This is a genomic window from Microvirga makkahensis (assembly GCF_009830105.1).
Classification (GTDB): domain Bacteria; phylum Pseudomonadota; class Alphaproteobacteria; order Rhizobiales; family Beijerinckiaceae; genus Microvirga; species Microvirga makkahensis.
Genome location: NZ_WURB01000001.1, coordinates 126,382 through 149,764, shown reverse-complemented (window position 1 = coordinate 149,764; position 23,383 = coordinate 126,382). Strand labels below are relative to the sequence as shown.

Sequence of the window (23,383 nt, the reverse complement as noted above, 5' to 3'; positions counted from 1 at the left end):
TTCAGCGTATCAGTTCGCGCATGGCGTGGTCTATGCCTTCGACTGTGAGCGGGTGCATGCGCCCGGAAAAGAGCTGGCGCATGAGGGCGATAGACTGGGTGTAGCTCCAGTGGTTCTCGGGCACGGGATTCAGCCAGACCGCCTTCGGGAAGTGGTCCAGGATCCGCCGGATCCAGACTTGGCCCGCTTCCTCGTTCCAGTGCTCCACGGAACCGCCGGGATGGGTGATCTCGTAGGGGCTCATCGAAGCGTCGCCGACGAAGACCACCCGATAGTCGGACGGATAGGTGCGGATCACGTCGAGGGTCGAGATCTTCTCGTCGAAGCGGCGGCGGTTCTCCTTCCACAGATGCTCGTAGACGCAGTTGTGGAAGTAGAAATGCTCGAAATGCTTGAATTCGAGCCGCGCCGCCGAGAACAGCTCCTCGGCGGCCTGGATGTGCCAGTCCATGGAGCCGCCCACGTCGAGGAAGAGCAGAACCTTCACCGCGTTGCGGCGCTCCGGGCGCAGTCGCACGTCGAGATAGCCCTTGTGTGCGGTCTCCTGAATCGTCCCGTCGAGATCGAGCTCTTCCGGTGCGCCGGTGCGGGCGAAGCGGCGCAGCCGCCGCAGCGCGATGCGCATGTTGCGCACGCCGAGCTCTACGCTATCGTCAAAATCTCTGAATTCGCGCTTGTCCCACACCTTGACCGCGCGGAAGTTGCGGTTCCTGTCCTGGCCGATGCGGATGCCTTCCGGGTTGTAGCCGTAAGCGCCGTAGGGGGAGGTGCCGGCGGTCCCGATCCATTTGTTGCCGCCCTGGTGGCGTCCCTTCTGCTCCTCCAGGCGCCTCTTCAGGTTTTCCCAGAGCTTGTCCCAGCCCATGGCTTCGAGTTGCTCCTTCTCCTCCTCGCTGAGATAGCGCTCGGCGAGCCGGCGCAGCCATTCCTCGGGGATCTCCGCCTCGCCCAAGGCCTGTCCCATCCGCTCGAGGCCCTGGAACACATGGGCGAATACCCGGTCGAAACGGTCGAAATGGCGCTCGTCCTTCACCAGGCAGGCGCGGGAGAGATAATAGAACTCCTCCACGCTCTTGTCGGCGAGGTCCTGGTCTAGCGCCTCCAGAAGAGAGAGATACTCCCGGAGAGAAACGGGCACCTTGGCGGCGCGCAGCTCTGTGAAGAAAGCGAGGAACATGGCTGCCGACCTCACTTCCCGACGGTGCGCCGCGCGCGGAATTCGATCCCCTCCGGCTTTCTGTTGCTCTTTCGCAGGATCGTGCGGAACTCGTCCCGTCGCTCGTGGATGGAGGCGATCACGAGGCCCATGGGTACGCCGATATCCGAGAGCACGGCCTCGCTGAGCTGGAGCGAAGCCTCGATGGTCTCCGGCACCGCATCGTCGACGCCGAGCTCATAAAGCTGGGCCGCATGCTTGGCGTCACGGGCGCGGGACACGATGGTGAGGTCGGGGCGCTCCTGGCGGGCCGCCGTCACCACCGCCTCGATGGCGCTCGGGGTGTCGAGGGTGATGACGAGGGCGCGGGCCTGCTCGATGCCGCAGGCGCGCAGGAAGCCCGCATGGGCTCCGTCACCGAAGAAGACCGGCTTTCCGGCCTTGCGCTCCTCGGCCACCCGCACCGGGTCCATATCGATGGCGAGATAGGGAACCCTGTGGCGCTGGAGCATATCGCCCACGAGCTGACCGACGCGGCCGTATCCGGCGACGATGACGCGGCCGGGCTCCTCGGGCGGCGGGGGCTCGGCGGCTTCGGCACCGGAACGCCGTCTCCGCTCCATTTGGCGGCTCAGGCGGGGGGCGAGGCGGGCGAAGAAGGGAATCGCCACCATGGTGATCGTCGTAACGAGCAGCAGGCTCTGCCCGACCTCCAAAGGAATGAGGCCGGCCGCCATCGAGGCTCCTAGGATGACGAGGGCGAATTCGCCGCCCGGGCCGAGCAGCAGGCTAGTCTCCGCCGCCTCCGCGGCATTGAGGCCGAAGGGCCGGGCGAGCCAGAAGATGATCACGCTCTTGGTGGCGATGAGGAAGGTGGCGACCGCCAGGATGGTTACCGGCGCCTCGAGGAAACGGACCAGATCGAGGCTCATGCCGACCGACACGAAAAATACTCCGAGCAGGAGTCCCTTGAAGGGCTGGATCGTAGTATCGACGGCCCGGCGATATTCCGTCTCGGACAACAGAATGCCCGCGATGAAGGCTCCGAGCGCCATGGACAATCCGCTGACCGCGGCGATCAGGCTCGTCACGATCACGACGAGCAGGCAGGCAGCCATGAACAGCTCAGGGCTCTTGGTGGCGGACACCATCTGGAAGAAGGGACGCAGCATCAGCCGCCCCAGGCCCACGATGATGGCGAGCGCCAGGGCCGCCTGGAACAGGGCCGCAGCGAAGGACAGCATGGTCACTTCGGGCTGGCGCATGTCGAGAGCCGCGATCGCGAACAGAATCGGCGCCACCGCCAGATCCTGAAACAGCAGGGCGGAAAAGCTCGCGCGTCCCGCCACGGAGTGGAGGCGCTTCTGCTCGGCCAGGACCGGCAGCACGATGGCGGTCGAGGAAAGCGCCAGCGCAAGGCCGATCAGTGCCGCCGCCGCGATCGAATCCACGACCTTGAAGGCGGGCAGGCCAAGCGCCAGGGCGCAGAGCAGGACCTGAAGCGTGCCGAACCCGAAGACCTGACGGCGCAGGATGCGAAGGCGCTGCCACGACAGCTCGATGCCAATGGTGAAGAGCAGGAACACCACGCCGAACTCGGCGATCCGCGACGTGCCTTCGGGATTCGTGAAGGTCAGCCAGTCCACCCAGGGATAGGACGGGATGAGCCGCCCGAGGCCATAGGGGCCGAGCAGGGCACCGGCCGCGAGAAAGCCCAGAACCGGGCTGATCCTCAGCCGATGGAAGACCGGAACGACGACGCCTGCCGTGGCCAGAAAAAGGATGGGCTCCTGGTAGGCGTGCAGGTCGATCGCGGTACTCATGTGTTCCTTCCGTTCGGGCGCATTGTCGTTCCACGGGGAACGGGAGCGCAAGGGCAAATCGCGGGGCGCCATCGCTGGAACGAACGCCGTCGGGGCGTCGAATTTGCAAGGCATTCCGGACGGGATCCGAAATCATCCGGTGTGCTTCTAACGAGACCAATATCAAGATGATACCAGAAGCCGGACTTTGTCTGCTGCGCGGCCTTGAGGGCCAGCATGCCTTCCTGTACGGCCTCCACTTTCCGACCCTGTTCTGACAGGATAACGACTCTGGCACCATGCCATTCATGGTCCCCAACCGGAAAGGTCGGCGACGTTCTGCGCGCGTCAAGACTATCGAGTGCTCGGGCGTAGTCTTACCGAGGCTTGCGCGCCGCGAGCAGATGCGGCAGAAGCAGATAGGCCTGAGCAATCCCGAAAACACAGTAGTCGCCATCCACCACGAGGTTCTGCTCAAGCAATGTGAGCGCGACGTTACGATGCGTTCGGGCCAGAATGTCAGCCTGTATACGCATATAGTGAGGCCTCTTCCCGGACCTCTTTAGATTTACCTGGAACCGCTCTGCGGTTTCAGGGCTCCAGGTTTCGTTCCGAAGCCGATCGTCGTTGCCTATTCCTCCGTTCCTCGGATTCGAAACTCTAAGCTCAAAGGAGATGCTGCAGCTTGGGTGCATCCAGGCGGAAGCCAGCGGTAGAATGCACGCCCGTGGGAATGGATGTCGAAGAGCGCACGCCCCGCCGGACCGGATTTAAAAGTGTCATATCATATTCTTCGGCAGGCAAGAACGAGGCAGGAGCATGATCCTGCCCCTGCTTTCTCCTGCGCATGAACCTCCACGTCATAGTCTCCTCCGCATGGCCGGGCTTCTCCCGGCCATCCCGATCGGAAGGACGCAGTGTCAAACCGATCGGGATGGCCGGCACGAGGCCAGGGACGCCGACGGAGTGGGGCAGGAGAGGGCCGGCAAAGGTCCGGGACGGCGCGGGAGCAGCTGGCGTTGAAAAGACGCAGCCGTCGTTTACCCGAGCGTCGCCAGCGCCTGCGCCAGATCCGCCACCAGATCGTCGGGATGCTCGATGCCGATGGAGACGCGGATCGTGGCATCGGTCACGCCGAGCCGGTCGCGTGTTTCCTTCGGGACGCCCGAATGGGTTGTTGAGGCGGGATGGGAGATCAGGGATTCCGTGCCGCCCAGACTGACCGCCAGCTTGAACACCTGGAGCGCGTTGAGCACCTTGAAGGCCTCCGCTTCGCCGCCCTTCACGTCGAAGGAGAAGGTGGAGCCGGGGGCGTCGCTCTGCGCCTCGTAGACCTGACGGGTGCGCGAGTCTTCCGGCAGATAGGCGAGGTGGTGAACCTTCGCGACGTTCGGGTGCTCGTGCAGGAAGGCGGCCACGATCTCCGCATTGCGATTGGCTGCCGACATGCGCAGCGCCAGGGTTTCGAGCGAGCGGCCGATCATCCAGCAGGAATGCGGATCGAGCTGGGTGCCGATAGCCGAGCGCAGCAGGCGGACTGGTTTCATGTGCTCCTTCGAGCCCAGGGCGGCGCCGGCGATCAGGTCCGAATGGCCACCCACATATTTGGTGAGCGAGTAGACCGAGATGTCAGCGCCATGCTTCAGCGGCTTCTGGAAGAGGGGGCCGAGCAGGGTATTGTCGCACACGATGATCGGTCTATGGCCCTGAGCCTCGCCGACTTCCTCCGCGACGGTGCGGATGAGGGCGACGTCCACGAGGGTGTTGAGCGGGTTGGACGGTGTCTCGATCATGACGATCGCTACGCGGCCCTTGCCTTGCGCTTCCTTCGCCGCCGCACGGATGCCGGCCTCGTCGACGCCGTCGCCGAAGCCCACGGCCGCGATGCCGAAATTGGCGAGCGTCTTGGCGATCAGGGTCTCCGTGCCGCCATAGAGCGGCTGCGAGTGGAGAATCACGTCGCCGGGGCGGGCGAAGGCCAGGATCGTGGTGGCGATGGCCGACATTCCGGAGGAGAAGAGAAGTCCTGATTCGGCCTCCTCGAAGACTGCGAGGCGGTCCTCGACGATCTCCGCATTCGGATGGTTGAAGCGGGAATAGACGAGACCCGCGGTTTCACCTTTCGGCGGCTCCTTGCGGCCGGATACGTAATCGAAGAATTCCTTGCCGTGCTCGGCGCTGTTGAAAACGAAGGTCGACGTCAGGAAGACCGGCGGCTTCACTGCGCCTTCCGAGAGGGTCGGATCATAGCCGTAACCCAGCATGAGGGTCTCGGGCTTCAGCTTGTGGTTGCCGATGCGATCCTTGTGATAACGGTTGTAAGCCATGGGTATCTGTCCTCCCGGGTTCGCTCTGGGCTTACATGATGAGAGCAGTTGCCGAAAGCCGGGGGCACGACTTAAGCGCATCGTGCGGACTCGCCGGGCTGCGTCGGTGAGGATTGGTTCCGGTTTTTCCGCCTTCAGCGATGCGCCGGTTTACAGGAGGGCAACCGCCCAGATCCCAAAAGTGGTTTCCACTTTTGAGGCCGATGCTCTAGGCTCCGCTCGTCGATAGGGAAGGGTGGGGATGGCGCGTTTTACCGGAACCGAAAGCTATGTGGCGACCGATGATCTGACGGTGGCCGTCAATGCGGCGATCACGCTGGAGCGCCCGCTCCTCGTGAAGGGGGAGCCCGGCACGGGCAAATCCGTCCTCGCCGAGGAGATCGCCCGCTCGCTGGACGCGCCGCTCCTCACCTGGCACATCAAGTCCACTACCAAGGCCCAGCAGGGTCTTTACGAATACGATGCGGTCTCGCGACTGCGCGACAGTCAGCTCGGCGACCCGCGGGTGTCGGATATCGGCAACTACATCCGGCGCGGCAAGCTGTGGGAGGCCTTCAGCTCCGAGACCCGGCCCGTCCTGCTCATCGACGAGATCGACAAGGCGGATATCGAGTTCCCGAACGACCTCCTGCTCGAACTCGACCGCATGGAATTCTTCGTCTACGAGACCGGCGAGACGATCAGGGCCAGGCAACGGCCCATCGTCATCATCACCTCGAACAACGAGAAGGAACTGCCGGACGCGTTCCTGCGCCGCTGCTTCTTCCATTACATCAAGTTCCCCGACGCCGAGACCATGGCCCGCATCGTCGAGGTGCATTATCCGGGAATCAAGCATCGCCTCGTGGAGGAGGCGCTCAAGATTTTCTTCGAGGTCCGGGATGTCCCGGGGCTGCGCAAGAAGCCCTCCACCTCGGAGCTGCTCGACTGGCTCAGGCTTCTGCTCTCCGAGGATATCGGCCCGGAAACCCTGCGCGAGCGCGACACCCGCAGGCTCATCCCTCCGCTTCATGGGGCATTGCTCAAGAACGAGCAGGATGTGAGCCTTTTCGAGAAGCTGGCCTTCATCGCGAGACGGGAAGGGCGCTGATGCTTAGACTGCTTCTTCTCCGCCATGCCAAAGCCGCTTGGCCGCCGGGCGTTCTCGATCTGGACCGGCCGCTTGCCGCGCGGGGGCAGGAGGCCGCCGTGGCGATGGGCAACTACATCAAGCGCGAATGCTTCGCGCCGGATCTCGCCATTGTCTCTCCGGCGCGCCGAACCCAGGAAACCTGGGAGCTCGTCCAGTCCATCGTTGGCGAGGTGCCGAGCCGGCAGGATGGACGCATCTACGAGGCTCCCGTCGCGCGGCTTCTCGACGTCCTGCAGGAGGTGGAGCCTGAAGCTCGCACGCTTCTGATGATCGGCCACAATCCCGGCTTCGAGGAGCTGGCGAGCTTCCTAATCGGCGAGGGCGACATGGACGGCATCCTGCGGCTCGGGCGCAAGTATCCCACGGCGGGGCTCGCCGTCATCGACTTCCCGCGTGAGAGCTGGGCCGAAGTGACGCGCAAGTCCGGGCGGCTCGACCGCTTCGCGACGCCCAAATCCATCGGGGAGGGCGACGACGACTAGGATCCTAGATTTCGGGCTGCTGGAAGTCGATGAACAGCAATTCCTCGTCATAGAAGACGTCGCTGACGCGCAGGGCCTACCGTTCGATCCCGTAAGGCCTGAAGCCAAAGGCGTGATAGTTGCGCCGGGCGCTCCCGTTCGTCATGCCTACGGCCGCCCCGCCTCCAGCACGATCACGCGCCGCGAGGCCTGACCGATCACCTGGCGGACCAGCCTCTTTCCCAGCCCACGGCCGCGCTGCCCCGCCTGTACGTAGACGCCCCACATGAAGCCCTTGTGGGATGACTTGGCCCGCTCGTAGACCGCCAGGCCCGCCATCCCCACGAGGGGTCGCCCGCGAAGGCTCCGGAGATCGCGCTCGGACCGGAGGCCGGAATGCGTGCCCGGATCATGTCGAGAGGAAGCGGAGCTTCTGCCTCCCAGCTAGAGCCGAAGGCCTCGGGACTCGTGGCGAGGGCTTCCAGCCTCAGGTTCCGGTAGGCTTGGGCGTCGGACAGCATTAGGCTTCGGATCAGGATATCGGCTGTCATGAGGGACAGGCGGGATCGGGCGCATTATTCGTGAAAGGCGGGGGCGCCAAGGTCAAGATCCCGCGATCCGGCCCGCATGAACATATCGGTCCGGCCATCGTTTCTCCTGAAACCATCTCGATACTCTCAGGCATTCGCGGGATCGCAATCTCACCATGCTGCTTCAGACGCTTCTCGCGCTCGGTCTTGCCGGACGCGCCCTGCTTCCCGACATGGCGGATCTGGCGGCGCCTGCGCAGGCGCTTCAGGCGCGCTATGAGCCTCGGAGCCGCGAGGTGACCAACTGGCGCTCCGAAGCCATCGATGCGCTCGAGCCGAAGACCGTGATCATGCTGGCGGCCCTCTTCAAGGCGGAGCGGCCCTTCGTCACCCGCTGCGTGAGGTTGAACAATTATTGGTGCATCAAGAGTGCCCGCTGGAACGGGGAACTCGCCACCGACAGCGAGGGGCATGTGGGCTTCGCCTCCGCCCATCACGGGGCCGATGCCGCAGCCCTGCTGCTGAAGCGCTACTATCTCGATTACAACCGCAAATCTGCCCTCGATATCGTGCGCCGCTGGGCTCCCCCCGAATGCGGCGTCGCCACCGGAATCGGCGGGATGGCGGTGCTGGCCGTCCGGGGCATCGGCGGCACGGTGCGGGCCCGGTATCTCGCCTCCCGGCGCAAGGGCAGGGTGGTGCGCTATACGGCGAAGGGCGGCTCCCGCGGCAGGCCGGGCCGAGTGTCCATGGTCATTGCCATGACGCCGAAGGCGCCGCAATACAGAGTGCCGAGCATCGCGGCGGGGATGGGCGAGAGGCCCCGGGCCTCCGATCCGAGACCTCTCGTGGTTCGGAAGCCCAAGCCGAAGCGGGATCCGTCGGCAACAGCCTCCACTGCATCCAAGCTCCAGGGTTCTTCTGCCTGCGCGCCCGACGAGCAACGCCTGCGCAACTACGCGAGCCGCATGGTCGAAGGCCTGGGACTTGGTCCCGATGACGACCTCAAGCTCTTCGACGCGGACGGCAAGCCCCTGCCGAACCTCGCCCCCGTCATGCGGGCCATGTCCGCCTTCGAACTGGGGACGGTCCGTGCAAGCCCGGAATTCGTGCAGGCCGCCATCGAGCGGGCCGCCGGGAAAGTCGAGGCGAGCGCCAGGGCGCGCCCGACCGTTTCTCCGCGCCTTGACAATTAGACCGGCCCTGCCTGGAATGGCCGGAAAGGGGCAGGCTCGGCGAGCATTCCTTCCGCCCAGCGGCGGGTCAGCGGGGGCGGTCAGCCATCAGATAAAGCTGTCGGCCGTTCGCAAGAACTCTCTTCGGGGCGAGGTGCAGGATTTGACCGCAATCTCCATTCAGCAGGTTCCGGACGTCGATGCCGCGACGGGACTGGCCGTGACCTATGTCGCCGCGCATGCCCCGTTCGGTGCCTATCGGGCCGACAGGCTGGTCGGCGCCGTCGCCGGGCAGATCCGCCGCCGCCATTATGCCTTCGCTGTCCGCAACGGGATTGCGGTCGGCTATGTCGGCTGGGCACTTTGCTCTCGCGAGATTGCCAGGAAATGGCTGGAGCACAACGAGGCGCCGACATCGGAGCAATGCAGCGAGGGTGACGTCCTGGTCGTCACGATGGTCGTCGCGGATGATGCGGAGGCCTTGCGCCGGCTCCATGCCTATCTGCGGAAACGCTACAATGGGCGGCCCTATATGGGGCTTCGGTCCTCGAAGGCGGAGAAGTCGATCCGGCAAGGCCGGATGGGACATGGGCAAGGCTCTGGGTCCTGAGGCTCCAACGAAGCCTTGTTCGGCCGGGCTCGATTGAGGTCGCTATAGGTAGGATATTTCAGAAATAAAGTTGCAATCCGCTGCGGTTCGATCAATATGCAACGTTACAACCGTAAAGGGCTATGCAGCGTGGCAGATCATGGCTTGGGATTTGGTCCTAGGCTGAAGCCTCTACGCCGCTTCGGCTCGACCGGGAGGCTTGAAGACAATGGCCGTGACAACCAAAACCGTCGCCGAATATCTCGCCGGAGCACCTTTCCCGCAGGGGAGCATAGCTATCGTCGACACCGCCGAGGCGATCCGCAATCTCACCACCGAGCAGACCACGGCCCTGGCCGGCAACGGCGTCCTCTCGCTCAATGCCCATCTGAGTGACGACGCCAACAGGCTGTCGCTCACGCTGGCTCAATTCGAGGCCCTGGGCAGCGTGGTCCTCAGCGCCGACGACGTGATCGAACTCGCCGATACCGAGGCCGCTGTTCAGGGCCTGACCCAGGCACAGGTCGACGCCCTCAACGCCAAGGGCGTCGACATCGTCAACGCGGAAGGCGGGGCGCTCCAGATCTCGAGGAACCTCGCCAGTTGGATCGCGCCGACGAATCTTGTTTGAAATCCCCATCGCCCAATGCAGGTGGAACATCGATCATCATGGAGTTCAGCCGATGCGTGTCCATCTAAGGGGTGTTTTCGCTTCCATGTGCATGATTTCCTCTCCATCGATGAATAGGTCTTCTTGCTTATTTCACCTGCTAACATAGGTCATGGGCGGCTCGGCTTGTTTAGTGGCGCGTTGTGTCGTCACTATTCTTTGAGAGAGAACAAAGGGGATCGAGACCTGTGCCGTTGACGCTGGCCAGAATACGTGAGAACTCGCGCCTCTGATGGAGGCCCGAAAGAGTTCAGGAGGTTTCTTCTTCAGCTGCGCTCCACTCCGGTGGGCCTATCGCGGTGAGGAGGAAAAGCGGAATCCGTGCTTTATATTCGGCTTGGCGAACCCCATCTGATCCCAAGCTCAGCAAAGTCCAGGTTCCGCGTGCCGCCTCTTACCGACATTCCCTCCCGCATGGGCGCTGCCGCACAATCCCTTTGGGAAGCGTCCGGCCAACTGATCCAGCCTTCTCTCCGTCTTGGCGTCACAGGTCTCGCCCGCTCCGGCAAGACCGTGTTCACCACGGCGCTCGTGCATCACCTGACCCGGGGCACCAATCTGCCCGCCTTCCGCGCCTCTGCGGAGGGCCGAATCCGGCGGGCGCATCTCAGTCCTCAGCCTGACGATGCCGTGCCGCGCTTTCCGTTCGAAGAGCACATGGCGGCGCTCACGCTGGAGCGCCGCTGGCCCCAATCCACGAGCCGGATCAGCGAGTTGCGGGTGGATGTCGAATATGAACGCAAAGCGGGCTGGCGCCCCGGTCCGGCCTCGCTTGCCCTCGACATTGTCGATTATCCCGGCGAATGGCTGCTCGATCTGGCGCTCCTCGATGCGGACTATGCCGAATGGTCCCGCCAGACGGTCGAGGCGAGCCGCCGCCGTGACCGGGCGGCCGTGGCCGGCCGCTGGCATGAGGTGTTGAGGGCGCTGGATCCGGCGGGTCCCGTAGACGAGGTGCTGGCGTCGAAGGCGAGCGATGCCTTCAAGGATTACCTGCTGGCGCTCCGTGCCGGGGCCGAGGCCGTGGCGACGACGCCGCCCGGGCGCTTCCTCATGCCGGGCGATCTGGCGGGCTCGCCGGCGCTCACCTTCGCGCCTCTTGACCTGCCCCACGGGCAGACCATTGCGCCGGGCAGCTTTGCGGCTCTCATGGAGCGACGCTTCGAAGCCTACAAGACCCATGTCGTGAGGCCTTTCTTCCGCGATCATTTCCAGCGCATCGACCGGCAGATCGTGCTGGTCGATGTGCTGGCGGCCATCGATGCGGGTCCTGCGGCCCTGGCCGAACTGGAGGAAGCGCTCGATCAGGTGCTCCTGGCGTTCCGGATCGGACGCAACACGTTGTTCTCCCGCCTGTTCTCGCCACGTGCCGACCGGGTGCTGTTTGCCGCCACCAAGGCCGATCATATCCATCACACCGACCACGACCGGCTCGATGCGGTGTTGCGTCTCCTCGTGAACCGCGCCTCGCGCCGCACGGAAGCCGCTGGCGCGCGGGTGGGCACGGTGGCGCTCGCCTCTATGCGGGCGACGCGCGAAACGACGGTGCGCGAGGGCCGGGAGACCCTCCGGGCCGTGGCCGGCGTGCCGGAGGCGGGGGAGCGGGTGGAGGCCGAGGTCTTCGACGGCGAGACCGAGGCCGCGATCTTTCCGGGCGAGCTGCCCGAGACTGCCGAGGCCATCTTCCAGGGAGTCATCGAGCCCGGCTCCCTGCGCTTTCCCCGCTTCAGGCCGCCGAGGCTGCCCGTGGACGCGGCGGGCCGCATGGCGAAGATGCCCCATATCCGCCTCGACCGCGCGCTTGAATTCCTGCTGGGGGACCGTTTCGCATGAGCCGCCAACCTCGCGCATTCCGCCTCGACGATCCCAACGTGGCCGGAGGCTCCATTGAAGTCATCGAGGAGCCCTTCGACGCCATCGAGGCGGCGGACGGCGTCGTCGTGCCCATGAGCGAGCGACGGCGCGCGCCGTGGACGGGCATTCTGCTCTCGGCCCTCTCCGGCCTCCTCGTCCTGGGGCTCGGTCTCACCCTCCAGAACCTGATCGTCGAGCTCCATGCTGTCGCGCCCTGGCTCGGCTGGGTAGCGCTTGCCCTCGTCGTCATGGCCGCCTTTGCCTTCCTCGCCCTTGTGTGGCGCGAGGTGGCGGGGATTCTGCGGGAGCAGAAGATCGAGAAGCTGCGTGAAGCCGCCATCGACGCGTTGGCCGTGAAAGACCACAAGGCGGCCAAGGGGATCGTGGGCGATCTCGCAAATCTCTACGGGGCCAGGAGCGGTTCCGCGAAAGGCAGAGCCCGGATCAAGGAGCTAACGGACGAGATCATCGACGCGGACGACCGGCTGGCCATCGCCGAGCGCGAGCTGCTCGCGCCCCTCGATGCGCAGGCCAAGCGCGCGATCGCAGCCGCGGCCAAGCAGGTGTCCCTGGTCACGGCTGTGAGCCCTCGCGCCATCGTGGACGTGGCCTTCGTGATTTTCGCAGCCGTGCGGCTGCTGCGCACCCTGGCGCGGATCTATGGCGGCAGGCCCGGCCTCTTCGGCTTTCTTCGTCTGGCCAGGGCGGCGCTGAACCACCTCGCCGTTACGGGCGGGGTAGCCGTGGGGGACAGCCTGATGCAGCAGGTTCTCGGGCTTGGGCTGGCGGCCCGGATCTCGGCGAAGCTGGGCGAGGGCGTGCTGAACGGGCTCATGACCGCCCGATTCGGACTGGCTGCGCTCTCCGTTTGCCGGCCGCTGCCCTTCATCCGGGAGGAGGTGCCGAAAATCGGCGATGTTGCGGGGGAATTGGTCAATCGCGCGGAGGCGGCTACCTCTTAAGAAGTACCCGATGGAGTGCGGCAAATCGTACGGAGCTGGGCTTTGTCTTGTATTTCAATGCCTTCGGGCACGGCCGGAGCGGCATTTAGACCAATCGGTGACATGGAAGAGCGTTGTAGTGGAACCCGCTTCCCTATATAGGGGCGCCACAGTTCATCGGGGAACAACGGCCGAACATGACAGACATCGTTATTGATGAGGGATATCGACCGACAGAAGACGAGCCCTTCATGAATGAACGGCAGAGGGAGTATTTCCGGCGCAAGCTGATCCGCTGGAAGAACGACATCCTCAAAGAGGCTCAGGAGACCCTCGCGACCCTGCAGAGCGAGAACGAAAATCATCCTGACCTGGCGGACCGCGCCTCTTCTGAAACGGATCGTGCGATCGAGCTTCGCGCCCGCGACCGCCAGCGCAAGCTGATCGCCAAGATCGATGCGGCACTCGCCCGGATCGACGACGGCTCCTACGGCTATTGCGAGGAAACCGGCGATCCGATTTCCCTCAAGCGTCTCGAGGCTCGCCCCATCGCGACCCTCTCGCTGGAGGCCCAGGAGCGTCACGAGCGCAACGAGCGGGTCTACCGGGACGACTGATCCCTTCCGGTCATTCCAATGACAACGAAAAGGGCTCCGGTGACGGAGCCCTTTTTCTTTGCGTGTCTCCCCCCGTCATGGCCGTCCCCGGACTTGATCCGGGGATCAGCCCCGGCCATCCCAGTCGGAAGGACGCGATGCTCGATGGGGTGGGATCACCGGCGCAGGGCCGGTGATGACGAGATGGAGCGAATAAGGCGAGCAAGCGGACGCCGGGTCCACCTTTCGCTCACTCCGCTCTCTGGCGCCGCGCAATACGCTACCCCTTCTTGGAAGGGTCGAGTGGACGCCCGAGCAGGCGGGCGAACTCGGCCTCGATGTCCTCGACCGAGAAGGGATCAGGCTCCTTGCGCGCGGCCGGAGATGCGGCAGGTTCCGGCTGCCGCAAAGGCAGAGGCGAGGGCGCGGGGCGCACGGGCTCGCCGGCCGGGCGCGGCGGTTCGGGCTGCGAAGGGGTCACGGGCTCCTCGACGAGGCTCTCAAGGTTCTCGTCACGGTCATCCGTGCGGGCTTCCTCCGCCTGAGCGGTTTCGAGCAGGTCGTCCTCGTCCGCGGCAGTTTCCTCACCCGCCTCGAAGGTCGGGGCCGTAGGCGGGGTCACTGGTGCGGCGGGACGCTTTAGGGCTTCCTCCAACTGTTTGGCCATGTTGGAGAGAACCGCTGCGTCGGGGCCGGTCTTCACGGCGGGAGCGGCAGACATCCCGGCAGGGGCCGTGGCCGGAGACGGACGGGCGGGCTCGGTGGTCGGGAAAGATGCAGGCGGGGTCGGAGCCGTCGGCGTCGCCCGGGACTGGAAAGGCGGGGGCGTGACAGCCGGGCGCGGCTCGGCCTGAGGAGGCACGGGAGCGCCCTGGGGCGGAGCCATGCGGGCCTCGGCACGAAGGGCCGTGCCGGCCGGAGCCGCCGAAATCGAGACATTGTCCGGCTTCAGGAGAGGCTCGGCGTGAGCCGGAACGGGCGCGCTGATGGAGTCCACCGCTGCAAGCTCCTGGTCGACGTCCGAGTTTTCCGAAGGACGGCGAACGAAGGCGTCGAGCTGGGCGGCGAGCTGGGTTTCGATGGAGGGGCGTCCGCCGGTTTCGGCCTGCGCCGGGCGAGGAGCGGATTGATCGAAGGCAGGCTCGAGACGCTCTTGCGCCGGCTCACTGGCGGCGGCCGGAAGGCGGGCGCCGGCCACGCGAACGATGTTCGTCTCGATAACCACATCGTTGGGGCCGCCGATCAGGAGAAGATGCTCGACATTGTCGCGACGCAGCAGAAGAAGCTGCCGCTGCCGGTCGAGGTCGTAGACATCGACGATGCCGAGGCGCGGCTGACGGCTACGGGACCGGTCGTTTCCCGGCATGATGAGGCGGGCGCCGGTCAGCTTGCGGAGCACCAGGCCGAATAGGGCTACCAGGGCGAGGATGATGGCGAACGCGATCACGAAAAGAACTGCTCGCGACGCTTCAAAACCAAAAAGTGATGACACGATGAAATCTCAAGCCTTGTGGAGGCCTAGGGCAGGCCAGTTCTGTGTTGTTTGTATCACATTGACCGTCAAAGCCAGCCGCAAGGTTAACAGATGGTTAACGGTGCAAATTCCGCCTTGCGGCATATGGGGTTCACGAAGGGGCCCGCAATCCGCCAGGGGATGAAATGCCCTCAAGCACCCAAAATGTGGCCTGCACGGGGCAAGTTGAGAATTATTCCCCCAGCCCGCCGCCGGCGGAGCACTTGCGCGGCCCCGCGATGCCGCCTTAGAGGACAATCAATGAATTCCGTGTAGGACGCTTCGAAGATCGAGCGGTTGAGGCGAGTTCTCTCGCCCGGTGCCTGCGGGCACATCCGCCTTCCTGAGGGATTGTGAAGGACATGGCTCACCAGGGCGACATGCCGAAGGGCTCGACCATCGACCGTTCCGAACGCCCCGGCCATTTCGGGTGGGTCCTGCTGCTTGCCGCCGTTCTGGCCGGTGCCGTGCTGAGCCTTCGCTTTCTCGGGAACGAGCAGGCGCAGCCCCTGATTCTGGGCCTTCTCGCCTTCTTCGCCATGGCGGGCGTGTTCTTCCTGTTTGCCTGGGCCATCGGAGTCGTCCAGTTCGCAGGGCAGGCTCCCCGTAACGACATCACCAAGCTCATGGCCGATACGGCGAGCGAGGGGCTAGCCGTGGTCGATGGCGAGGGCCGGATCGTATATGCCAACGAGGCCTATCTCTCGTACGCGGGTTCCGACGGGGGCGAGGCGCGCGCCGTCGAGCGCCTGTTCATGGGCGCTCCGGAGGTTTCCGAGGCGATCTACCGCCTGGCCCAGGCCGGGCGCGAGCGCCGCACCGGCATGGAGGAGATCCGCCTCTCGCCCTCCCTCGACGGCAGAAAGGAATTCGGCTGGTACCGGGTCCGCGTGCGCCCGGTGCCACGGTCCGGCGGCAGGGACGCCACGTTGTGGAGCATCGCCGACATCACCCATGAGCGGGAGCGCCAGGAAAACGTATTCCAGGAGCTTCAGCATGCGATCGATTACCTCGATCACGCGCCGGCGGGCTTTCTCTCCATCGATCCCCAAGGCGCCATCGTCTATCTCAACGCCACGCTCGCGACATGGCTCGACTACGATCTCGCCCAGGTCGGCTCCGGCGGTCTGAGCCTCGGCGATATCGTTCCGCGCAACGTGGTGGCGATGATGACCTCGCTCACCGGCGAGCCCGGGAGCGTGCGTACCGAAACCCTTGATCTGGACCTGCGCCGCCGCAGCGGCCAGTTCCTGCCCGCGCGCCTCTATCACCGCGTCGCCTTCGGTCTAGACGGCAGGATGGGCGCATCACGCACCCTCGTCCTCAACCGATCGCCCGGCATCGAGGTGGACGAGGGGCAGCGTGCCGCCGAGGTGCGCTTCGTCCGCTTCTTCAACAACACGCCGATCGCGATCGCGACCGTGAACCGCGCGGGCCGGATCGTCCACGCCAATGCGCCTTTCTCCAAGCTCTTCGGCATACTGCCGCGCGCCAGCGACAGCACCGGCGAAGGCCCCTCGATCTTCGAGAGCTTCCGCGAGAGCGGTCCCCTGGAGGCCGCCCTCAAGGCGGTCGCGGAGAACCGGGGCGACATCGCCCCGCTGGAGCTTCAGACGGCGGGGGAGAACGGCAGCGCCGTCCGGGTCTGGGTCACGCCCGCCGGCGATACGGGGGCGGACGGCGAGACGGCTATCCTCTACGCCCTCGACACCACGGATTTCCGTAAAGTCGAGGAGCAGCTCGCTCAATCGCAGAAGATGAACGCGGTGGGCCAGCTCGCCGGGGGCGTGGCGCACGACTTCAACAACGTGCTCCAAGCCATCATCGGCTACAGCGACCTGCTGCTCGCCAACCATCGGCCCACCGACCCGTCCTTCCAGGACATCATGCAGATCAAGCAGAACGCGAATCGGGCCGCGAGCCTTGTGCGCCAGCTCCTCGCCTTCTCGCGCCGCCAGACCCTGCGGCCGGAGGTTCTCAACCTCAACGACCGTCTCTACGATCTCTCCATGCTCCTCAAGCGCCTCCTCGGCGAGCGGGTGGAACTGGACCTGAGCCATGGCCGCGACCTGTGGTTCGTGAAGGCGGACGTGAACCAGTTCGAGCAGGTGATCGTCAACATGGCCGTGAACGCCCGCGACGCCATGCCGGACGGCGGCAAGCTCGCGATCCGCACAGCCAATGTCCCGGCCCAGGACGCCGCGCGCCTGAACGTGAGCGGCATGCCGCCCGCCGACTACGTGCTGGTGGAGGTGTCCGATACCGGCATCGGCATGAGCGCGGCAGTGGTCGACAAGATCTTCGAACCGTTCTTCACCACCAAGGAGGTGGGCAAGGGAACGGGCCTCGGCCTCTCCACCGTGTTCGGCATCGTCAAGCAGTCGGGCGGCTACATCGACGTGGATTCGAAGCCCGGGCAGGGTACGACCTTCCGCATCTACCTTCCGCGCCACGTCGCGGAGGCTCAGGAGGTGCCCGAGGAGGCCAAGGCCGACGCTCCCAAGAAGCCCGCCGCCGACATGACGGGTCAGGGCACCATCCTCCTGGTGGAGGACGAGGACCCGGTCCGCGCCGTGAATGCCCGGGCCCTCTCTGCCCGTGGCTACACGGTGCTTGAGGCGGCCTCCGGAATCGAGGCCCTGGAGATCATCCAGGAACGCGGCGCTCCCGTGGACCTTGTGGTCTCCGACGTCGTCATGCCGGAGATGGACGGGCCGACCCTGCTGGGCGAATTGCGCAAGCTCTATCCCGATCTCAAGGTGATCTTCGTCTCCGGCTACGCGGAGGAAGCCTTCCGCAAGAATCTTCCCGAAGGGGAGGACTTCAACTTCCTGCCCAAGCCCTTCAGCCTGCGTCAGCTGGTTGAGACCGTAAAGCAGGTCATTGGGCAATAAGTGGTTGAAAATTCTACCTAATCACTTTGCGGAAATCTGCCGTTCAATAAGGCTGTGAATTCTCGAAAGAGAACGAAAAAAGAACTTGTAAGGGGGAACAAAGAGAGTACATATATTCCCTCAACACCGCGTTGAGATTCACTCCTCCTCCTGCCATAAGGATGATTGGTCATGTCGCAGTCTTCTCTGAGACTGGTGGAAAGCTCATCAATGGATAAAGACAAGTCGAAAGCTCTCGACGCGGCGCTCTCTCAGATCGAGCGCGCCTTCGGCAAGGGCTCGATCATGCGGCTCGGCAAGGGCCAGCAGCCGGTCGAAATCGAAACCATCTCGACGGGGTCGCTCGGCCTCGACATCGCGCTCGGCGTGGGCGGACTGCCCCGCGGTCGCATCATCGAGATTTACGGGCCGGAATCCTCCGGTAAGACCACGCTGGCGCTGCACACCATCGCCGAAGCCCAGAAGAAGGGCGGCGTCTGCGCCTTCGTGGACGCGGAACACGCACTCGATCCCGTTTATGCCCGCAAGCTCGGCGTTAACCTGGACGATCTCCTGATCTCCCAGCCCGATACCGGCGAGCAGGCGCTCGAAATCGCCGATACTCTGGTGCGCTCCGGCGCTGTTGACGTGCTCGTCATCGACTCGGTGGCGGCCCTGACCCCGAAGGCCGAGCTCGACGGCGAGATGGGCGAGGTTCAGCCGGGCCTCCAGGCCCGCCTCATGAGCCAGGCCCTGCGCAAGCTCACCGGTTCGATCTCCCGCTCGAACACGATGGTCATCTTCATCAACCAGATCCGCATGAAGATCGGCGTCATGTACGGCTCCCCGGAGACGACCACGGGTGGCAACGCGCTGAAGTTCTACGCTTCCGTGCGCCTTGACATCCGCCGCGTCTCCACGCTCAAGGATCGCGATGATCCGATCGGCAACTCGGTGCGCGTGAAGGTGGTCAAGAACAAGGTCGCTCCGCCCTTCAAGCAGGTCGAGTTTGACATCATGTTCGGCGAGGGCGTGTCCAAGGTGGGCGAACTCGTCGATCTCGGGGTCAAGGCCGGCATCGTCGAGAAGTCCGGCGCCTGGTTCTCCTACGACAGCCAACGTCTCGGCCAGGGCCGTGAGAACGCCAAGCAGTTCCTGCGCGACAACCCCGAGGTCGCCGGCAGGATCGAGGCCCTCATTCGCCAGAATGCCGGTCTGATCGCCGACCGCATCCTGGAGCAGGCGACCCCGACCGCCGACGACCTGGACGAAGGCTCCGCCGATTAAGGCAGACGGCTCAGCCGGTTTCCGGCTGAGACCAAGCTCCATCGAGGTTTGCTCTCCTTCAAGGGCAAAGGAAGGGCCGTCGCGAGAGATCGCGGCGGTCTTTATTGGCTCCAGTTCAGGAAAAGCCGGCGCAGGACCGCCCGCCGGCCGGGTCATCCCGGCGGCCTTTTCGGCCAGAACCTATCTCAGATCCACTCTGATCCCGGCTCCGATGAAGTTCGACCCGGACCCTTTTTCGGCGAAGAGCCCGAAGACGCCGGAGCGGTGATGAATCCGGGGAACGAAATAGACGCCCGGCAGCGAGGAATGGGAGAACTCGGCTTCGAAAGCGAGATAGTTGAGAAGCCGGGCGGGTTCGACGCCGTCGCCGCCTTCGAGCCGCGGCCGTTCCGACGACAGGGAGAGACCTTCGCCGAATGCCAGATTGACGCTCAATCCACCGAAGAGCGGGATCTGCCCGGTTCGGAACATGAGCGCGAGCGTCCCTTCCCAATGGCTCTGATTGCCGAAGTGGCGGAGCACCTGGCCTTCGAGTTCGACCCGGTTGCCCTGAAAAGCGAGATCCGTACCCGGCAGCGGGATGGAGAACGAGGGGACGACCACTCTCGAGAGGCTCGCTCCGACGAAGTAGGCGTCCTCGGCTGTCAGTCTGCCCGTGAGCGTCCGTTCCGGGATCTCCAGCAGGTCGGCATTGACCCACCGGCTGCCGTATAACGTGAGGTGCCAAGTTCGCTCTTCTGGAAGCAGCATGACAGGAGTTTGCGCCGCCGCAGGCCCGCCGAGGATTGCAAGAGCAAGGAAGCCCGCTCTCCCCATCCTCCATGACGCACTGCCTGAGCGCCCACGAGAAGACGCGATCCACACTGGCGTTGCCGCTCCCCGAACTGCTTATGAGTCTCAAGTTGATTATCGGGCGCACATCTCGAAAGGCAAGGAAACCGCTGCCTCGACAGCATGGTCAGATCGGGTCCTGGCTCTCCCAGGATCCCGGGTGGTGAGGGGGAGGGAGTTCTTGCATCACGGATCGGCCGTCTGGGCCGAGGCGCCCGGTGCGGGCCTGTTCGCTTCCCTAGCCTAAACGCCGCCTCGACAGCGCCTGCGGCTGCCGCTAAAACCCCCGTCGAAACAATACCTTTTTTGGGCCCGAAAAGCCCCCTGCATCCGAGTTTGAGAACCCATGAGCGGCGTCAACGAAATCCGGTCGGCCTTCCTCGATTACTTTGCCAAGAACGGCCATGAGATCGTGGCCTCGAGCCCCCTCGTTCCGCGTAACGACCCGACCCTGATGTTCACGAATGCCGGCATGGTGCAGTTCAAGAACGTCTTCACGGGCGCCGAGAAGCGTCCTTACAGCACGGCAGCGACGGCGCAGAAATGCGTGCGTGCGGGCGGCAAGCACAACGACCTCGACAATGTAGGCTACACGGCGCGCCACCACACCTTCTTCGAGATGCTCGGCAACTTCTCGTTCGGTGACTACTTCAAGGAGCGCGCCATCGAGCTCGCTTGGGGTCTGATCACCAAGGAATTCAACCTGCCGAAGGACAGGCTCCTCGTCACCGTCTACCACGACGACGACGAGGCGGCGAACCTCTGGAAGAAGATTGCCGGCTTCTCGGATTCCAAGATCATCCGCATCCCGACTTCGGACAATTTCTGGCAGATGGGCGATACGGGCCCCTGCGGCCCGTGCTCGGAGATCTTCATCGACCAGGGCGACAAGCTCTGGGGCGGCCCCCCCGGCAGCCCGGAGGAGGACGGCGACCGCTTCCTCGAGTTCTGGAACCTCGTGTTCATGCAATACGAGCAGATCGAGCCCGGCAACCGCATCGGCCTGCCCAGGCCCTCCATCGATACCGGCATGGGCCTGGAGCGCATCTCCGCGATCCTGCAGGGCGTGTACTCCAACTACGACACGGACCTGTTCCGCACCCTCATCGAGGCCGTGGCTCATGCCACCGGCGTCGCGCCGGAGGGCGACCGCAAGGCGTCGCACCGGGTGATCGCGGATCACCTGCGCACCTCGTGCTTCCTCGTAGCCGACGGCGTGCTGCCGTCGAATGAAGGCCGCGGCTACGTGCTCCGCCGCATCATGCGCCGCGCCATGCGACATGCGCAGCTGCTCGGCGCGAAAGAACCGCTGATGTACCGCCTCGTACCGTCCCTCGTGCGCGAGATGGGGCAGGCCTATCCTGAGCTGATCCGCGCCGAGGCGCTCATCACCGAGACGTTGAAGCTGGAGGAAACCCGCTTCCGAAAGACCCTGGAGCGCGGCCTCACGATCCTCGACGAGGAAAGCCGCAATCTCACCAAGGGCCAGAACCTCTCGGGCGAGACGGCCTTCACCCTCTACGACACCTACGGCTTCCCGCTCGATCTGACGCAGGACGCGCTCAAGCCCCGCGGCATCGGGGTCGACACTGACGCCTTCAACGCTGCCATGGAGCGCCAGCGCGAGAAGGCCCGTGCGGCCTGGTCCGGCTCGGGCGAGGCGGCGACGGAAACCGTGTGGTTTGCCGTGAAGGAGCGAACGGGCGCTACGGAGTTCCTCGGCTACGACACCGAGAACGCAGAGGGCATCGTCCTGGCCCTGCTCAAGGATGGCAAGGAGGTGCCCGAGCTCAAGCCCGGCGAGTCCGGTCTTGCGGTTCTCAACCAGACGCCGTTCTATGGCGAGTCTGGCGGTCAGGTCGGCGATACAGGCGTGATGCAGGGCGACGGCGCTCGCGTTTTCGTCACCAACACGGAGAAGAAGCTCGGCGATCTCTTCGTGCACCACGTCACCGTGGAGCAAGGTACGCTGAGGCTCAATCAGTCGCTTGAGCTGATCGTCGACCACGAGCGCCGCTCGGCCGTGCGGGCGAACCACTCGGCGACCCACCTCCTGCACGAGGCGCTGCGGCAGGTGCTCGGCGATCACGTGGCCCAGAAGGGCTCGCTGGTGGCGCCCGACCGCCTGCGCTTCGACTTCAGCCATCCGAAGCCCATCGAGGAGGCGGAGCTCAAGCAGGTCGAGGAGATCGCCAACAGGGTGCTGCTCCAGAACGAGCCGGTCGTCACCAAGCTCATGGCCGTGGACGAGGCCATCGAGTCCGGCGCGCGCGCCCTCTTCGGCGAGAAATACGGCGACGAGGTTCGTGTCGTCTCCATGGGAAAGGGCGACGGCAACAAGACCTTTTCGGTCGAGCTCTGCGGCGGCACCCATGTGAACCGCACGGGCGATATCGGTCTCGTCACCATCGTGTCCGAGAGCGCGGTGGCTGCGGGCGTGCGGCGTCTCGAGGCGATGACGGGCGATGCCGCCCGTCGCTACCTTGCGGGTGAGAGCCGCAGACTGCACGAGGTGGCGAGCCTCCTCAAAACTCCGGTGGACGAGGTGTCTTCGCGCCTCGCGGCCCTTCTGGAAGAGCGCCGCAAGCTCGAACGCGATCTGGCGGAAGCCCGCCGCAAGCTCGCCATGGGTGGCGGCGGTGCCGGCGGCGATCCGATCCGCGAGGTCAACGGCACCAAGCTCATGGCGCGTGCCGTGACCGGCGTCGAGATGAAGGATCTCAAGAGCCTCGCGGACGAGGGCAAAAAGCGCCTCGGCTCCGGAATCGTCGCCATCGTGGGTGTGGCAGAGGACGGCAAGGCGGGCATCGTGGTCGCGGTCACCGAGGACCTGACCGCGAAGTACGATGCGGTCTCGCTCGTGCGCATCGGCTCCGAAAAGCTCGGTGGCAAGGGCGGAGGCGGGCGCCGCGACATGGCCCAGGCAGGCGGTCCCGACGGAGCGCAGGCTGAAGCCGCACTCTCGGCCATCGAGGCGGCGCTGGCGACGGCTTAAGGGCAGCATCGTCGCGGGCAGCGCACGCCGGTCCGGATCGGGTTCAAAACAGACTTACGTCATGGCCGGGCTCGTCCCGGCCATCTCGCCTTGGTGGGCCCGCACTTTTCGGGAAACGGGGTCAGGGCACAAGACCGGTGATGAGGCGCGCAGGGACCCGCACGTCAATCGCGATCGGGATGCTGCCGTGAGGCCATCTTCGCCAGTTCCTCCGGTGACACGTAATCTTCCGTGCGCTGGCCGGGCAGCGTGTGCAGGCTCTCGAAGACGGGGATCCTGCTTTCGATGCCGTATTGAACCTCCGGCGTCACCCGGCCCGGATCGTCGAGGCTGCCAATGGAGACGCTGATGCGATCGTGTTCCAGGTAGGAGTAGGTCAGCGGCGTGCCGCAATCCCGGCAGAACCCCCGTTCCACGGCCTCAGAACTCCTGAAGATGCCGGGCTGCCCCTTCGTCCAGACCAGATCCTTGCGCGGGACGCCGGTCAGAGCCGAAAAGTAATTGCCGAAGGCCTTCTGGCACATGCGGCAGTGGCAGATGCTGGGCTCCGTCGGCTCGGACATCAGCGCATAGCGCACCGCGCCGCACTGGCAGCCGCCGGTCAAGGTGGGATTTGAGTCTGGCATGATCTCAGTCTCCTTCTGGGCTCGA

Annotated in this window: 19 protein-coding genes; 11 read left to right on the top strand and 8 right to left on the bottom strand. The window is 64.8% G+C overall.

What is annotated here, in order from left to right; genetic code table 11:
- Position 1 precedes the first annotated feature (1 nt).
- From GR328_RS00805 to GR328_RS00790, 4 genes are all read right to left on the bottom strand, one after another.
- A complete protein-coding gene (locus tag GR328_RS00805) occupies positions 2-1,177 on the bottom strand; it encodes a vWA domain-containing protein (RefSeq protein WP_160882635.1) in 1,176 nt (391 codons plus the stop codon).
- 11 nt (positions 1,178-1,188) lie between these two features.
- Positions 1,189-2,979 carry a cation:proton antiporter domain-containing protein gene (locus tag GR328_RS00800; RefSeq protein ID WP_160882634.1) on the bottom strand — a complete coding sequence of 597 codons (1,791 nt, stop codon included), beginning with the start codon at positions 2,977-2,979 and terminating at the stop codon, positions 1,189-1,191.
- A gap of 356 nt (positions 2,980-3,335) precedes the next feature.
- A complete protein-coding gene (locus tag GR328_RS00795; protein ID WP_160882633.1) occupies positions 3,336-3,494 on the bottom strand; it encodes a hypothetical protein in 159 nt (52 codons plus the stop codon).
- A 504-nt stretch (positions 3,495-3,998) separates the two neighbouring features.
- Positions 3,999-5,285, bottom strand: coding sequence for a cystathionine gamma-synthase family protein (locus tag GR328_RS00790; protein WP_160882632.1), 1,287 nt, complete (start codon positions 5,283-5,285; stop codon positions 3,999-4,001).
- A 241-nt stretch (positions 5,286-5,526) separates the two neighbouring features.
- Here GR328_RS00790 and GR328_RS00785 point away from each other — a divergent pair, with 241 nt between their 5' ends.
- Together GR328_RS00785 and GR328_RS00780 are read left to right on the top strand one after the other, a co-directional pair.
- Positions 5,527-6,375 carry an AAA family ATPase gene (locus GR328_RS00785; protein WP_160882631.1) on the top strand — a complete coding sequence of 283 codons (849 nt, stop codon included), beginning with the start codon at positions 5,527-5,529 and terminating at the stop codon, positions 6,373-6,375.
- Positions 6,375-6,899, top strand: coding sequence for a SixA phosphatase family protein (locus tag GR328_RS00780; RefSeq protein ID WP_160882630.1), 525 nt, complete (start codon positions 6,375-6,377; stop codon positions 6,897-6,899). The genes GR328_RS00785 and GR328_RS00780 overlap by 1 nt, the downstream gene beginning before the upstream one ends.
- A gap of 147 nt (positions 6,900-7,046) precedes the next feature.
- Here GR328_RS00780 and GR328_RS28425 read toward each other — a convergent pair whose 3' ends face one another.
- Positions 7,047-7,223, bottom strand: coding sequence for a GNAT family N-acetyltransferase (locus tag GR328_RS28425; RefSeq protein ID WP_425486995.1), 177 nt, complete (start codon positions 7,221-7,223; stop codon positions 7,047-7,049).
- A 361-nt stretch (positions 7,224-7,584) separates the two neighbouring features.
- Between GR328_RS28425 and GR328_RS00770 the strand changes: the two genes are divergently transcribed.
- The 6 genes from GR328_RS00770 (at position 7,585) to dksA (ending at position 13,254) form a co-directional block, all read left to right on the top strand.
- Positions 7,585-8,604: a hypothetical protein gene (locus GR328_RS00770; RefSeq protein WP_160882628.1), complete on the top strand. Its 1,020-nt coding sequence runs from the start codon at positions 7,585-7,587 to the stop codon at positions 8,602-8,604.
- A 142-nt stretch (positions 8,605-8,746) separates the two neighbouring features.
- A complete protein-coding gene (locus GR328_RS00765; protein WP_160882627.1) occupies positions 8,747-9,193 on the top strand; it encodes a hypothetical protein in 447 nt (148 codons plus the stop codon).
- Between the two features lie 214 nt (positions 9,194-9,407).
- Complete coding sequence (locus GR328_RS00760) at positions 9,408-9,803, top strand: hypothetical protein (RefSeq protein ID WP_160882626.1); 396 nt, start codon at positions 9,408-9,410, stop codon at positions 9,801-9,803.
- A gap of 423 nt (positions 9,804-10,226) precedes the next feature.
- Positions 10,227-11,675, top strand: coding sequence for a YcjX family protein (locus tag GR328_RS00755; RefSeq protein ID WP_160882625.1), 1,449 nt, complete (start codon positions 10,227-10,229; stop codon positions 11,673-11,675).
- On the top strand, positions 11,672-12,658 hold the full coding sequence (locus tag GR328_RS00750) for a YcjF family protein (RefSeq protein ID WP_160882624.1): 987 nt from the start codon (positions 11,672-11,674) through the stop codon (positions 12,656-12,658). Before GR328_RS00755 ends, GR328_RS00750 begins: the two co-directional genes overlap by 4 nt.
- Positions 12,659-12,834: 176 nt before the next feature.
- Positions 12,835-13,254, top strand: coding sequence for an RNA polymerase-binding protein DksA (dksA, locus tag GR328_RS00745; RefSeq protein ID WP_116529411.1), 420 nt, complete (start codon positions 12,835-12,837; stop codon positions 13,252-13,254).
- 259 nt (positions 13,255-13,513) lie between these two features.
- On the opposite strand, the gene GR328_RS00740 is transcribed toward dksA, so the two are convergent.
- On the bottom strand, positions 13,514-14,680 hold the full coding sequence (locus tag GR328_RS00740) for a flagellar biosynthetic protein FliO (protein WP_160882623.1): 1,167 nt from the start codon (positions 14,678-14,680) through the stop codon (positions 13,514-13,516).
- 428 nt (positions 14,681-15,108) lie between these two features.
- On the opposite strand from GR328_RS00740, the gene cckA reads away from it, so the two are divergent.
- Positions 15,109-17,640, top strand: a complete 2,532-nt coding sequence (gene cckA / locus GR328_RS00735; protein ID WP_160882622.1) for a cell cycle histidine kinase CckA — start codon at positions 15,109-15,111, stop codon at positions 17,638-17,640.
- A gap of 171 nt (positions 17,641-17,811) precedes the next feature.
- The gene (gene recA / locus GR328_RS00730; RefSeq protein ID WP_160882621.1) at positions 17,812-18,906 is read left to right on the top strand and encodes a recombinase RecA; all 1,095 of its coding nucleotides are present in this window, start codon (positions 17,812-17,814) and stop codon (positions 18,904-18,906) included.
- 180 nt (positions 18,907-19,086) lie between these two features.
- Here the strand turns inward: recA and GR328_RS00725 are convergent, their stop codons facing one another.
- Positions 19,087-19,656 carry a hypothetical protein gene (locus GR328_RS00725; RefSeq protein ID WP_160882620.1) on the bottom strand — a complete coding sequence of 190 codons (570 nt, stop codon included), beginning with the start codon at positions 19,654-19,656 and terminating at the stop codon, positions 19,087-19,089.
- Between the two features lie 427 nt (positions 19,657-20,083).
- Between GR328_RS00725 and alaS the strand changes: the two genes are divergently transcribed.
- A complete protein-coding gene (gene alaS / locus GR328_RS00720; protein WP_160882619.1) occupies positions 20,084-22,732 on the top strand; it encodes an alanine--tRNA ligase in 2,649 nt (882 codons plus the stop codon).
- 164 nt (positions 22,733-22,896) lie between these two features.
- On the opposite strand, the gene GR328_RS00715 is transcribed toward alaS, so the two are convergent.
- A complete protein-coding gene (locus GR328_RS00715; RefSeq protein WP_160882618.1) occupies positions 22,897-23,358 on the bottom strand; it encodes a GFA family protein in 462 nt (153 codons plus the stop codon).
- Between the last annotated feature and the right edge of the window lie 25 nt (positions 23,359-23,383).